Annotated in this window: 10 protein-coding genes; 5 read left to right on the top strand and 5 right to left on the bottom strand. The window is 70.3% G+C overall.

Annotation, left to right across the window (positions count from 1 at the left end):
• Positions 1-67: 67 nt before the first annotated feature.
• A complete protein-coding gene (locus IWH25_RS03405; RefSeq protein ID WP_203387954.1) occupies positions 68-631 on the top strand; it encodes a DOMON-like domain-containing protein in 564 nt (187 codons plus the stop codon).
• Positions 632-636: 5 nt separating this feature from the next.
• Positions 637-1,854, top strand: coding sequence for an exo-beta-N-acetylmuramidase NamZ family protein (locus IWH25_RS03410; RefSeq protein ID WP_203387955.1), 1,218 nt, complete (start codon positions 637-639; stop codon positions 1,852-1,854).
• A gap of 73 nt (positions 1,855-1,927) precedes the next feature.
• On the opposite strand, the gene argC is transcribed toward IWH25_RS03410, so the two are convergent.
• The 3 genes from argC to IWH25_RS03425 all read right to left on the bottom strand — a co-directional run bounded on the left by argC (position 1,928) and on the right by IWH25_RS03425 (position 8,154).
• The gene (gene argC, locus IWH25_RS03415) at positions 1,928-2,887 is read right to left on the bottom strand and encodes an N-acetyl-gamma-glutamyl-phosphate reductase (protein ID WP_203387956.1); all 960 of its coding nucleotides are present in this window, start codon (positions 2,885-2,887) and stop codon (positions 1,928-1,930) included.
• 112 nt (positions 2,888-2,999) lie between these two features.
• On the bottom strand, positions 3,000-6,677 hold the full coding sequence (gene metH, locus IWH25_RS03420; protein WP_203387957.1) for a methionine synthase: 3,678 nt from the start codon (positions 6,675-6,677) through the stop codon (positions 3,000-3,002).
• 172 nt (positions 6,678-6,849) lie between these two features.
• Complete coding sequence (locus tag IWH25_RS03425; RefSeq protein WP_203387958.1) at positions 6,850-8,154, bottom strand: serine/threonine-protein kinase; 1,305 nt, start codon at positions 8,152-8,154, stop codon at positions 6,850-6,852.
• A gap of 106 nt (positions 8,155-8,260) precedes the next feature.
• Here IWH25_RS03425 and IWH25_RS03430 point away from each other — a divergent pair, with 106 nt between their 5' ends.
• Entirely contained in the window at positions 8,261-9,388 is a 1,128-nt protein-coding gene (locus IWH25_RS03430) for a zinc-dependent alcohol dehydrogenase family protein (protein WP_203387959.1), read from the top strand.
• On the opposite strand, the gene bamE is transcribed toward IWH25_RS03430, so the two are convergent.
• A complete protein-coding gene (gene bamE / locus IWH25_RS03435) occupies positions 9,385-9,873 on the bottom strand; it encodes an outer membrane protein assembly factor BamE domain-containing protein (RefSeq protein ID WP_203387960.1) in 489 nt (162 codons plus the stop codon). The genes IWH25_RS03430 and bamE overlap by 4 nt on opposite strands.
• Positions 9,874-9,932: 59 nt before the next feature.
• Between bamE and IWH25_RS03440 the strand changes: the two genes are divergently transcribed.
• Both IWH25_RS03440 and IWH25_RS03445 read left to right on the top strand, forming a co-directional pair.
• The gene (locus IWH25_RS03440) at positions 9,933-10,325 is read left to right on the top strand and encodes a rhodanese-like domain-containing protein (RefSeq protein WP_203387961.1); all 393 of its coding nucleotides are present in this window, start codon (positions 9,933-9,935) and stop codon (positions 10,323-10,325) included.
• On the top strand, positions 10,322-11,608 hold the full coding sequence (locus tag IWH25_RS03445) for an MFS transporter (RefSeq protein ID WP_203387962.1): 1,287 nt from the start codon (positions 10,322-10,324) through the stop codon (positions 11,606-11,608). Before IWH25_RS03440 ends, IWH25_RS03445 begins: the two co-directional genes overlap by 4 nt.
• 6 nt (positions 11,609-11,614) lie before the next feature.
• Here IWH25_RS03445 and IWH25_RS03450 read toward each other — a convergent pair whose 3' ends face one another.
• Positions 11,615-12,805, bottom strand: a complete 1,191-nt coding sequence (locus tag IWH25_RS03450) for a multidrug effflux MFS transporter (RefSeq protein ID WP_203387963.1) — start codon at positions 12,803-12,805, stop codon at positions 11,615-11,617.
• Between the last annotated feature and the right edge of the window lie 21 nt (positions 12,806-12,826).

Genomic DNA, 12,826 nt, shown 5'->3' on the forward strand with positions numbered 1-12,826 from the left:
GAGGCCGGCGGGCGGCCTTGTCGACTACAATGGCTGCGCCCCGTCATCCGCCGCTTTCCGACCCGCCATGCATCTGCCCGCCGACGGCTGCCTGACCCTGCACTGCCACCCGGCGACGCCGGCGCTCGGGCTGCGCGCGGTCGGCGCGCGCGTCGCGTTCGCCGGGGACACGCTGCACATCGCCTTCCGCCTGGCCGGCGAGCTTTCCCGGCTGCGCGTGCCGGCGGCGGCGACTCCGGCGCGCACCGACGAACTGTGGCGGCATACCTGCGGCGAGGCCTTCGTCGCCGCCGCGGGCGACCCCGCCTACCGCGAGTTCAACTTCTCGCCGTCCGGCGCATGGGCGGCCTACGCCTTCGCCGGCTACCGGGAGCCGCTGCGGCCGCCGGGCGGGCCGGCGCCGGCGATCGCCTGCCATGCCGACGGCGACGAACTCGTGCTCGAGGTCGCACTCGCCACCGCCTGGCTGCCTGCCGGCGACGAATGCGAACTGGCGCTGACGCTGGTCGCCGAGGAAAGCGGTGACGACGGTGCGCCGCAGCTCTCCTACTGGGCGCTGCGCCACACCGCCGGGCGCCCCGATTTCCACCGCCGCGACAGCTTCGCCGCGAGGCTGCCGGCCCTGCCCTGACGACCATGACCGCCAAGATCCGCTTCGGCCTCGACCGCCTGCTCGCCGACCCCGCCCTGCGCCGCCCGCTCGCCGGCAAGCGCATCGCGCTGCTCGCCCATCCCGCGTCGGTGACGCGCGACCTGACCCATTCGCTCGATGCGCTCGCCGCGCTGCCCGAGCTGCAATTGACCGCCGCCTTCGGCCCGCAGCACGGGCTGCGCGGCGACAAGCAGGACAACATGGTCGAGTCGCCGGACTACGTCGACCCGCTGCTGGGCATCCCGGTGTTCAGCCTCTACGGCGAGGTGCGGCGGCCGACCGAGGCGATGCTGGACAGCTTCGACGTGCTGCTGGTCGACCTGCAGGACCTCGGCTGCCGCATCTACACCTTCATCACCACGCTGCGCTACGTGCTCGAAGCCGCGGCGCGGCGCGGCAAGGCGGTGTGGGTGCTCGACCGCCCGAACCCGGCCGGCCGCCCGGTCGAGGGGCTGACGCTGAGGCCCGGCTGGGAGAGCTTCGTCGGCGCCGGTGCGATGCCGATGCGGCACGGGCTGACGATGGGCGAGCTGGCGCGCTGGTTCGTCGCCACCTTGCAGCTCGACGTCGACTGCCAGGTGGTCGCGATGGACGGCTGGCAGCCGGACGCCGCGCCCGGCTACGGCTGGCCGTTGGGCGAGCGCAGCTGGGTGAACCCGAGCCCGAACGCGCCCAACCTGTCGATGGCCCGCGCCTACGCCGGCACGGTGATGCTGGAGGGAACGACGCTGTCGGAAGGGCGCGGTACGACGCGGCCGCTCGAACTGTTCGGTGCCCCCGACCTCGACGCGCGCGCCGTCGTCGCCGAGATGCGCGCGCTGGCGCCGCACTGGCTCAAGGGCTGCGTGCTGCGCGAGTGCTGGTTCGAGCCGACCTTCCACAAGCACGCCGGCCGGCTGTGCCATGGCGTGCAGATCCACGTCGAGGACCCGCTGCACTACGACCACGCCGCGTTCCGCCCGTGGCGCGTGCAGGCGCTGGCCTTCAAGGCGCTGCGCCGGCTCGCGCCCGACTACCCGCTGTGGCGCGACTTCGCCTACGAGTACGAGCACGAGCGGCTGGCGATCGACCTGATCAACGGCTCGCCGCTGCTGCGCGAATGGGTCGACGACGCGGCGGCGGTGCCGGCCGACCTCGACGCGCTCGCCGCGCGCGACGAAGCCGATTGGGCGCGCGTGCGGCAGGACTACCTGCTCTACTGACCCGGCGCCGGCGGCCAAAAAAACGGCCGGGACGGGCACCCCCGTTCCGGCCGTTTCCGTTGCCGCGGCGTATCTAGACTGCCAGTCCGGTCGCCTCGTCGACGCCGAGCATGATGTTCATGCACTGGATCGCGGCGCCGGACGCGCCCTTGCCGAGGTTGTCGAAGCGGGCGGCGAGCAGGATCTGCTCGCCGTGGCCGAAGACGAAGATCTCGGCGCGGTTGGTGTCGTTGCACGCGGTCGCCGGCAGGAAGCCGTTGTCGAGCAGCGGCGCGGCGTCGAGCGGCATCACCTTGACGAACACCTCGCCGGCATAATACTCGGCGAAATAGGCCTGCACGTCGGCCGGCGTCACCTTCTTCGGCAGCAGGCGCGGCAGCAGCGGCACCGCGACGACCATGCCCTGCGCGAAGTTGCCGACGATCGGCGTGAACAGCGGCGCGTGCGCGAGGCCGGTCTGCGCCTGCATTTCCGGCAGATGCTTGTGGGTGAGACCGAGCGCGTAGAAGCGCGGGCTCTTCATCGCCTCGGGCAGGCTTTCCGGTTCCTCGTAGCTGGCGATCATTTCCTTGCCGCCGCCGCTGTAGCCGGTGATCGAGTAGGTGCTGACCGGGTAGTCCTTCGGCACGATGCCGCCGGCGACCAGCGGCGCCAGCAGCATGATGAAGCCGCTGGCGTGGCAGCCGGGGACGGCGACCTTCTGCGCGCGGCGCACGCGCTCGCGCTGGCCGCCGTTGAGCTCGGGCAGGCCGTAGACCCAGTCCGGGTGCGTGCGGTGCGCGGTCGAGGCGTCGAGGAAGCGGGTACGCGTGTTGTCCGGGCGCAGCAAGGCGACCGACTCCCGCGATGCCGCGTCGGGCAGGCAGAGGAAGACGGCGTCGGCGGCGTTGATGAACTCGGCCTTGACCGCCGGTTCCTTGCGCTGCGCCTCGGGGATGGCGAGGATCTCGATCTCCGGGCGGATCGAGAGCCGCTCGTCGATCTTCAGGCCGGTGGTGCCGTGCCGGCCGTCGATGAATACCTTGAAAGTCATGGCTGCATCCGAATACGTGAAGGTTGGTGCTGCGTGCCCACGGGGCGAACCGCCATTATCGCCGGCCCCGCTGTGCTGTGCCACTCGTCGTGCGTCTGTCCGCCGCTTCCGTTTAGAGGATGGGCGCCAGCCAGCGTTCCGCCTCGGCGACGCTCATGCCCTTCCTCGCCGCCCAGTCCTCGAGCTGGTCGCGGCCGATCTTCGACACCGCGAAGTACTGCGCCTCGGGGTGGGCGAAGTACCAGCCGGAGACCGCCGCCGCCGGCGTCATCGCAAAGGCCTCGGTGAGCGCCATGCCGGCGTTCGTCGGCGCATCGAGCAGCGCGAAGATCGTGCCCTTCTCGGTGTGGTCCGGGCAGGCCGGGTAGCCGGGCGCCGGGCGGATGCCCTTGTACTCCTCGCGGATCAGCTGCTCGTTCGAGAGCTGCTCGTCGGCGGCATAGCCCCAGTACTCCTTCCTCACGCGCGCGTGCAGCCACTCGGCGCAGGCTTCCGCGAGGCGGTCGGCGAGCGACTTCAGCATGATCGCGTGGTAGTCGTCGTGCACCGCCTCGAATTCGGCGAGCTTCTTCTCGATGCCGAGGCCGGCGGTGACGGCGAAGGCGCCGGCCCAGTCGGGCGTCCCCTTCGGCGCGACGAAGTCGGCCAGGCAGTAGTGCGGCTTGCCGGACGGGCGCTCGTGCTGCTGGCGCAGGTGGTGCGTGGTCGCCAGCACTATCGTGCGCGACTCGTCGGTATAGAGCTCGACGTCATCGCCGACGCGGTTCGCCGGCCACAGGCCGAACACCGCGTTCGCGGTGATCCACTTCCCGGCGATCAGCTGTTTCAGCATCGCCTGTCCGTCCTTGAACACGGCGCGCGCGGCTTCGCCGACCTTCTCGTCGTCGAGGATCTTCGGGTAGGCGCCGGCGAGGTCCCAGGTCTGGAAGAACGGGCCCCAGTCGATGTACTCGGCGAGCGTCGCGAGGTCGATGTCCTTCAACACGGTGACGCCGGTCTTCTTGGGTTGCACCGGCGCGCCGGAGAACGGCAATGCGTTGGCGCGCGCCGCGTCGAGCGACACCAGCGTCACGCCCTTCTTGTTCGCATGTTGCGCGCGCACCTTCTCGTAGTCGGCGGCGACCTCGGCCTTGAAATCGGCGGCGTGGTCGATCGACAGCAGCTTGGTGACGACGCCGACGGCGCGCGACGCGTCCGGCACGTAGACCACCGGCGCTTCGTAGTTCGGCGCGATCTTGATCGCGGTATGCGCGCGGCTGGTCGTCGCGCCGCCGATCAGCAGCGGGATGCCCTGATTCGCGAAGCCCTGGCGCTGCATCTCGGCGGCGACGTGGGCCATCTCTTCCAGCGACGGCGTGATCAGGCCGGACAGGCCGATTGCCTGCGCGCCGTGCTCCTTCGCCGCATGCAGGATCTTGTCGCAGGGCACCATGACGCCGAGGTCGACGACCTCGTAGCCGTTGCAGCCGAGCACCACGCCGACGATGTTCTTGCCGATGTCGTGCACGTCGCCCTTGACCGTGGCGACGACGATCTTGCCCTTCGACGCGGCGCCGGTGCGCAGCTTTTCCTCCTCGATGAACGGGATCAGATGGGCGACCGCCTGCTTCATCACGCGCGCCGACTTGACGACCTGCGGCAGGAACATCTTGCCGGCGCCGAAGAGGTCGCCGACGACGTTCATGCCGTTCATCAGCGGCCCCTCGATCACCGCCAGCGGCGGCTTGCCGGCGGCGGCCAGCGCGGCGCGGCATTCCTCGGTGTCGGCGACGACGAAGTCGGTGATGCCCTTCACCAGTGCGTGCGACAGCCGCTCCTCGACCGGCAGTTCGCGCCACGTGAGGTCGGGGCCGGTGTCCTTCGCCTTGCCCTCCTTCACCGTCTGCGCGAACTCGACCAGCGCCTCGCCGGCGCCGGCGTGTTTGTTGAGCACGACGTCCTCGACCTTCTCGCGCAGCGCCGGCTCGAGGTCGTCATAGACGCCGAGCATGCCGGCGTTGACGATGCCCATCGTCATCCCGGCCTGGATCGCGTGGTAGAGGAAGACGGTGTGGATCGCCTCGCGCACCGGGTCGTTGCCGCGGAACGAGAACGACACGTTGGAGACGCCGCCGGAAATCTGCGCGTGCGGCAGATGCTTGCGGATCCAGCGCGTCGCCTCGATGAAGTCGACGGCATAGTTGTCGTGCTCGGCGATGCCGGTGGCGATGGCGAAGATGTTCGGGTCGAAGATGATGTCCTCGGCCGGGAAGCCGATCCCCGTGAGCAGCTTGTACGCGCGTTCGCAGATCTCGGTCTTGCGCGCGAAGGTGTCGGCCTGGCCGGTCTCGTCGAAGGCCATGACGACGACGGCGGCGCCGTAGCGGCGCGCGAGTTTCGCCTGCTCGAGGAACTTCGCCTCGCCCTCCTTCATCGAGATCGAGTTGACGATGCCCTTGCCCTGGATGCACTTGAGGCCGGCCTCGATCACCTCCCATTTCGACGAGTCGATCATCACCGGCACGCGCGCGATGTCGGGCTCGGAGGCGATCAGGTGGAGGAAGCGGACCATCGCCGCCTGGCCGTCGAGCATCGCCTCGTCCATGTTGATGTCGATCACCTGCGCGCCGTTCTCGACCTGCTGGCGGGCGACCGCCAGCGCGTCGTCGAAACGGCCTTCGAGGATCATGCGCGCGAAGGCCTTCGAGCCGGTGACGTTGGCGCGCTCGCCGACGTTCACGAACAGCGATTCGGGGCCGACGTTGAACGGCTCGAGCCCGGCGAGGCGCAGCTTCTTCTCGATCACCGGGATCGCGCGCGGCTTGACGCCGGCGACGTACTTGGCGATCGCCGCGATGTGGTCCGGCGAGGTGCCGCAGCAGCCGCCGACGATGTTCACGAAGCCGTGCTTCGCCCAGTCGGCGACTTCCTCGGCCAGCTGCTCGGGCGTCTCGTCGTAGCCGCCGAAGGCGTTCGGCAGGCCGGCGTTCGGGTGCGCCGAGACGAAGCAGTCGCAGACGCGGGAGAGCTCCTCGACGTACTGACGCAGCTCCTTGGCGCCGAGCGCGCAGTTCAGGCCGAAGCTCAGCGGCCGGATGTGGCTGAGCGAGTTCCAGAAGGCTTCCGCCGTCTGGCCCGACAGCGTACGGCCGGAGGCGTCGGTGATCGTCCCCGAGATCATCACCGGCCAGCGACGGCCGGCGGTCTCGAAGAACTGTTCGATGGCGAACAACGCCGCCTTGGCGTTGAGCGTGTCGAACACCGTCTCGACCAGCAGCAGGTCGGCGCCGCCGTCGACGAGGCCGCGGATGGCCTCGGTATAGGTCTCGACCAGCTCGTCGAAAGTGACGTTGCGGTAGCCGGGGTCGTTCACGTCCGGCGAGATCGAGCCGGTGCGCGAGGTCGGGCCGAGCACGCCGGCGACGAAGCGCGGCTTGGCCGGATTCTGCGCCGTGAATTCGTCGCACACCTCGCGCGCGAGGCGGGCGCCGGCGACGTTCAGTTCGTAGACGACGGGCTCTAGCCGGTAGTCGGCCTGCGAGATCGCCGTCGCGTTGAAGGTGTTGGTCTCGAGGATGTCGGCGCCGGCGGCGAGGTACTCGGCGTGGATGCCGCGGATCACCTCGGGCTTGGTCAGCAGCAGCAGGTCGTTGTTGCCCTTGAGGTCGTGCGGATGGTCGGCGAAGCGCGTGCCGCGGTAATCCTTCTCGGTCAGCCCGTGGCGCTGGATCATCGTGCCCATCGCACCGTCGAGGACGAGGATGCGCTGTTTGAGCAGGGCGGAGAGTTCGGAGCTGCGGTCGGGCTGCATGGAGATACCTCAAAAACGAAAAACCCGTTCAGCGTCGGGTGCGAACGGGTTTCGGAATGAACGCCCGCTTTAGCCGTATTTGTTACGCGCCCGCAAGCTGAAGTTCAAATCGGCGCGAGGCACGGATTCTAACGCCAAGCGGCTGATAATCCAAGAAAACCGGACTGCCGGATCACGGCGCCGGGCGGTTCTCCGCGGCCGTGGCCGGACACTCCTCGACCGTTCCCCAGTGCCCCGGACAGTGCCGCCAGCGCGCCCGCTCCGAGCAGACGATGCGGCGGAACACCGGCTGCGCGTCGCAGGCCTTCAGGTCGGCGCGCAACGCAGCCAGCCAGTCGCCGGCCGCAGCCGGTCGAGCCGGTTTTGCCGGCGGCAGGTCGCGGACGGGCTTGCGTTCGGCCGGGCGGGCGTCGACCGGCCGCTTGTCGACATGCGGCGGCGGCACAGGTTCCGCTGCCGCTTGCGCGGCCGGCGCGGCAACCGGCGTAGGCGTCGGTGCGGCGCTCGGTGCCGGGCGCAGCGCCATGACGGCGGCGCCGGCAAGCAGCGCCAGCCCGGCGGCAACGGCGACGGGGCGCCGCCAAAGGGGCGCGGGCATCGTCGCCGCCGGCGATGGCGTTGCAATGCCGGCGGCTTCGCCGGACAGCGTCGGCGTCACCGCACCGAGCGCACGGCGCAGGTCCGCCGCCAGTTCGGCGGCGTCCTGGTAGCGTTCCGCCGGCTCCTTGGCCATGGCCTTGGCCACGATCGCGTCGAAGACCGGCGGCAGGCCGGCGCAGCAGCCCGACGGCGGCGGTGGCGCCTTGTGCACCACCTGGTACATCGTCGCGTGCAGGTTGTCGCCGGAGAACGGCGGCTGTCCGGTGAGCAGCTCGTAGAGCACGGTGCCGAGCGAGAAGATGTCGGAGCGGCCGTCGGCCTTCTGCCCGGCGACCTGCTCCGGCGACATGTACTTCGGCGAGCCGAGCACGGCGCCGGCCATCGTCAGGCCGCCGCCGGGAATCTGCGCGATGCCGAAGTCGGTGAGCTTCACGGTGCCGTTGTCGAGCACCATAATGTTCGCCGGTTTCACGTCGCGGTGCACGACGCCCTGGGCGTGGGCGAAGGCGAGGCCGTCGGCGACGGCGGCGGCGATCTCGACGATGCGCTCGCAGGAGAGCGGCACGCCGGTGTCGAGCCGGTCCCGCAGGGATCGCCCGGACAGGAATTCCATCGCGATCCAGGCCAGCTCGCCGTCGCGGCCGACGTCGTGGATGGTGACGATGTTCGGGTGGTTGAGCCGGCCGGCGGACTTCGCCTCGCGGAAGAAGCGCTGCTCGAACTCCTCGGCATCACTGGCCGACAGAGTGCCGCAGGCGACGGTCTTGAGCGCGACGGTGCGCTCGATCAGCGGATCGCGCGCACGATAGACGACGCCCATCGCGCCGCGGCCGAGGGTGCCGGTGATTTCGTAGCGGCCGAGTCGGGACAGGGACATGGTCGGGGGAAGAGGAGGCCGGGCTCCGATTCTAGTGGGGGGGATGGGTCTGTCAATGGCGCTTGCGCTATGCTGCGTGAAAAAAACCGATCACGGAGGAGGCGAAATGAAGATCCGCGCCGCGGTCCTCGACCGCATGCAGCAGCCCATGCCCTACGCGCAGTCGAAGCCGCTCTCGGTCGAGACCATCGCGCTCGGCGACCCCGGCCCCGGCGAGGTGCGCGTGCGCATCACCGCCGCCGGCCTGTGCCATTCCGACCTGTCGATCATCAACGGCGACCGGCCGCGGCCGCTGCCGATGGTGCTCGGCCACGAGGCGGCCGGCGTCGTCGACGCCTGCGGGCCGGGCGTCACCGACCTCGCGCGCGGCGACGCGGTGGCGCTGGTCTTCGTCCCCTCCTGCGGCCACTGCCTGCCCTGCCAGGAAGGCCGGCCGGCGCTGTGCGAGCCGGGGGCGGCGGCGAACGGCGCCGGCACGCTGGTCGGCGGCCATCGCGTGCTGGCGCGGCCGGACGGGCAGGCGCTGAACCATCAGGTCGGCGTCTCGTGCTTCGCCGAATATGCGGTGGTGAACCGCGGTTCGCTGGTCAAGGTGCGCCCGGACCTGCCGCCGGAGGTCGCGGCGGTATTCGGCTGCGCGGTGCTGACCGGCGTCGGCGCGGCGCTGAACTCGGCGCAGGTCCGCCTCGGCCAGACGGCGGCGGTGCTCGGCCTCGGCGGCGTCGGCCTCTCCGCCGTGCTCGGCGCGCTCGCCGCCGGCGCGCGCGAGGTGGTCGCGCTCGACGTGCAGCCGGAGAAGCTGGAACTGGCGCTGGCGCTCGGTGCGACGCGGGTCTTCCGCGCCGACGACCCGGACGTCGTCGCCCAGCTGAAGGCGGCGATCCCCGGCGGCGTCGACGTCGCGATCGAGGCGGCGAGCGCGGTGCCGGCATTGGAACTCGCCTGGCAGCTGACGCGGCGCGGCGGCACGACGGTGACCTGCAGCCTGCCGAATCCGGCGCACCGGCTGTCGCTGCCGGTGGTGCAGTTGACCGCCGAGGAGCGCACGCTGAAGGGCAGCTACCTCGGCTCGGCGGTGCCGGGGCGCGACATCCCGCGCTACATCGAGCTCTACAAGGGCGGACGGCTGCCGGTGGACAAGCTGATCACACACCGGTTGGTGCTCGACCAGATCAACGAGGGCTTCGACCGGCTGGCGTCCGGGCAGGCGGTGCGGCAGGTGATCGTGTTCTAGCCGCCGCGCTGCACGAAGGTCTTGCCGGCGCCGACCAGCAGCCCGCTGTCGGTGCTGAAGTGCGCGTAGAAGTGCCACTCCTCCGGCGGCGTGCCTTCGACCTTCCAGTCCCAGACCTCTTCGCGCCTGCCCGGGAAGGTCATCGTGCTGCCCGGCTTGCCGAGGATGCGCCGCACCTGTTCCTTGCTCATGCCGTTCGCGAGCTGCGCGTAGTTGTCGTCGCTCAGCACTTGCTCGATGCGCAGCAGCACCTGGTCGGCGCCGAAGGTCAGCATGTGCGTGTGCACCCCCTGCGGCTGGCGGTTGTATTCCCAGGTGACGCTGCCGTCGGCGTTGGCGTATTCGGCGGCCGGCGCGCCCATGCGCTGGCGCACCTCGGCGGCGGTGCTGACGCCCGGCTTGAACTCGCCGAGGTAAACGGCGTCACAACCGGGCAGGACGGCGGCGGCGAGCGAGACGAGCGCGGCGGCAAGGCGCTTGAACATGAAGGGCTTCCTTGTAGAATCGTCCGACCATCCGACCGGCACGAATCCAGTATAAACAAATGAAACACCTGACCCCGTGCGAGACGCATACCTTCCTCGAACAGCGCCCGGAGGCGCTGTTCGTCGACTGCCGCAGCACGATCGAGTACTACTTCGTCGGCCACCCGCTCGGCGCCATCCACATCGCGTGGAACGACGGTGAGGACTGGGAGGTCAATCCGGATTTCGTCGCCGAGGTGAAGCGGTTGACCGACAGCGATCCCCAGCGGCCGGTGGTGATCATCTGCCGCAGCGGCCGACGTTCGATCGAGGCCGGCGAGGCGCTCGAAGCCGCCGGCTTCAAGGACGTGATCAACGTGCTGTACGGCTTCGAGGGCGAGCGCGACGAGCACATGCACCGCAACACGCTGAACGGCTGGCGCGTCGACGGCCTGCCCTGGGAGCAGAGTTGAGCGAACAAAAAAGATTTCCGCCGGCGGCGCTGGCCTGGAGCGTCTGGGGCCTCGGCGCGCTGCTCTACCTGATCGGCTTCTACCAGCGCGTCGCGCCGGCGGTGATCACCGACCGGCTGATGACCGACTTCGCCCTCGGTGCCGCCGCGCTCGGCAACCTCTCCGCGTTCTACTTCTACTCCTACGTCGCGATGCAGATCCCGACCGGGATCATCGCCGACCGCTGGGGGCCGCGCCGGCTGCTCACCGCCGGCGCCGGCATCGCCGCGCTCGGCACCTTCCTGTTCGCGTTCGCGCCGACGATCTTCTGGGCCAACGCCGGCCGGCTGCTGATCGGCGCCTCGGTAGCGGTGGCCTTCGTCTCGATGCTCAAACTGGCGACGCGCTGGTTCCGCCCGAACCAGTTCGCGCTCGCCTCCGGCATCGCGCTGTTCTGCGGCGTCTGCGGCGGCGTCGTCGCCGGCGTGCCGCTGCGCCTCCTGGTCGAGGCCTTCGGCTGGCGCGCGGTGATGATGGTCACCGCGGCGGTGACCGCCGCGCTGTGCGTCGCGATCTGGCTGTTCGTCCGCGACGACCCGAGCGAGCGCGGCTACCAGAGCCATGCGCCGGCGCCGGCCGCCGGCGCGCACCACCACGCTTCGGTGTGGCACGGACTGATGCAGGTGCTGTCGTACCGCAACAGCTGGATCCTGGTCATCGTGCCGATCGGCGTCGCCGGCTCGGTGCTGACCTTCGCTGGCCTGTGGGGCGTGCCCTACCTGAAGCAGGTGCACGGGCTGGAGACGAAGACGGCGGCGGCGATCACCTCGACGCTGCTGATCGCCTGGGCGCTCGGCGGACCGATCCTCGGTTCGCTGTCCGAGCGCATGGGCCGGCGCAAGCCGCTCTACGTGATCACCACGGTGATCGCGCTGATCGGCTGGGGGATCGTCATCTACCTGCCGCTGCCCTTGTGGGCGCTGGTCTGCGTGCTCATCGTCAGCGGTTTCGCCTGCGGCAACCTGATCATCGGCTTCGCCTTCGCCAAGGAGTCGGTGCCGTCGCGGCTGATGGGCACCGCCTCCGGCGTCTGCAACATGGGGCCGCTGATGGGCGGCATGTTCCTGCAGCCGGGCGTCGGCTGGATCCTCGACCGCAACTGGCTCGGCAACAGCGTCGGCGGCGCCCGCGTCTACGACGCCGCCGCCTACCAGGCCGGCTTCTCGCTGATCTTTGCGGCGATCGTGCTGTCGCTGGTGCTGATCCTGCTCGCGCGTGAGACGCACTGCCGGCAGATGCCCTGACGCTTCCTAGTCGTGCCGGCTGCGCAGGTAGAGCGCGCTGGCGCCGGCGCCGAGCAGCGCGAAACCGGCCATGCCCCAGGCCAGCGTCGTCGTCGACGCCCACAGCAGCGGCGCCACCAGCCCGGCGACGAGGCCGTTGGTGCCGGACTGCAGGAAGGTCTGGCACGACGCGGCGAGCCCGCGTTCGCCGGCGAACGGGTCGAGCGCCAACAGCGTCAGCGCCGACATCGCCAGCGCCATCCCGGTCGTGTAGACGAACAGCGGCAGCACGCTCCACGGCACGCCCGCCGGCAGCGCGTGGCTGAGCGCCAGGTTGAAGAGCGCCGCCGCCGCCATCACCGCGTAGCCGCGGCCGATGCACTGCAGCGGCGTGAGCGTCCCCGCCAGCCGGCCGGACAGCCAGCTGCCGAGCATCAGCCCGCCCATCGCCGGCCCGAACAGCCAGAGGAAGGCGCGCTCGGAAACGCCCAGATGCGTCAGCAGGAAGACCGGTGCCGACAGCACGTAGATGAAGAAGCCGCAGAAGTTGCAGGCCAGCGCCGCGGTGGCGGCGAGGAAGCTCGGCCGCGTCAGCACCTTCCAGTAGGTGCGGCCGAGATAGACCGGATGCAGCGAGCGGCGCCTGTCCGCCGGCAGCGTCTCCGGCAGCCAGCGCCAGCTGACCAGCCACAGCGTCGCCGTCAGCAGCGTCAGGAAGACGAACACCGCGCGCCAGCCGAACCATGAATGCAGCCAGCCGCCGATCACCGGCGCGATCGCCGGCGCCAGCGCGAAGGTGATCGCCACGTGCGACATCAGCCGCTGCGCGGCGGCGCCGTCGTAGAGGTCGCGCACGATGGCGCGGCCGATGACGACGCCGGCGCCGGCGCTGATGCCCTGCGCCGCACGCAGCAGCCACAGGTGCTCGATCTTCGTCGCGAAGGCGCAGCCGGCCGAGGCGAGCGCGAACAGCGCCAGCGCCCACAGGATCACCCGGCGACGGCCGAGTGCGTCGGCGATCGCGCCGTGCCACAGCGCCATCGCCGCGAACGGGATCAGGTAGGCGGTCAGCGTCTGCTGCACCTGCAGCGGCGAGGCACCGAGTTTCTCGCCGATCTCCGGGAAGGACGGCAGGTAGGTGTCGATCGAGAACGGACCGAGCGCCGAGAGCGCGGCGAGCAGCAGCGCGAAGCCGCGGTCGGAGAGGCGGCGGGTCATCGCGCGGCCCTCCCGCGGACC

This window comes from Azospira restricta (assembly GCF_016858125.1).
GTDB lineage: Bacteria > Pseudomonadota > Gammaproteobacteria > Burkholderiales > Rhodocyclaceae > Proximibacter > Proximibacter restrictus.

Excerpts from the sequence above, each read along its gene's own strand:
- IWH25_RS03425 (WP_203387958.1), bottom strand. The coding sequence starts at position 8,154 with ATGTCCCTGTCCCGACTCGGCCGCTACGAAATCACCGGCACCCTCGGC.
- metH (WP_203387957.1), bottom strand. The coding sequence starts at position 6,677 with ATGCAGCCCGACCGCAGCTCCGAACTCTCCGCCCTGCTCAAACAGCGC.
- IWH25_RS03410 (WP_203387955.1), top strand. The coding sequence starts at position 637 with ATGACCGCCAAGATCCGCTTCGGCCTCGACCGCCTGCTCGCCGACCCC.
- IWH25_RS03450 (WP_203387963.1), bottom strand. The coding sequence starts at position 12,805 with ATGACCCGCCGCCTCTCCGACCGCGGCTTCGCGCTGCTGCTCGCCGCG.
- IWH25_RS03430 (WP_203387959.1), top strand. The coding sequence starts at position 8,261 with ATGAAGATCCGCGCCGCGGTCCTCGACCGCATGCAGCAGCCCATGCCC.
- argC (WP_203387956.1), bottom strand. The coding sequence starts at position 2,887 with ATGACTTTCAAGGTATTCATCGACGGCCGGCACGGCACCACCGGCCTG.
- IWH25_RS03440 (WP_203387961.1), top strand. The coding sequence starts at position 9,933 with ATGAAACACCTGACCCCGTGCGAGACGCATACCTTCCTCGAACAGCGC.
- bamE (WP_203387960.1), bottom strand. The coding sequence starts at position 9,873 with ATGTTCAAGCGCCTTGCCGCCGCGCTCGTCTCGCTCGCCGCCGCCGTC.
- IWH25_RS03405 (WP_203387954.1), top strand. The coding sequence starts at position 68 with ATGCATCTGCCCGCCGACGGCTGCCTGACCCTGCACTGCCACCCGGCG.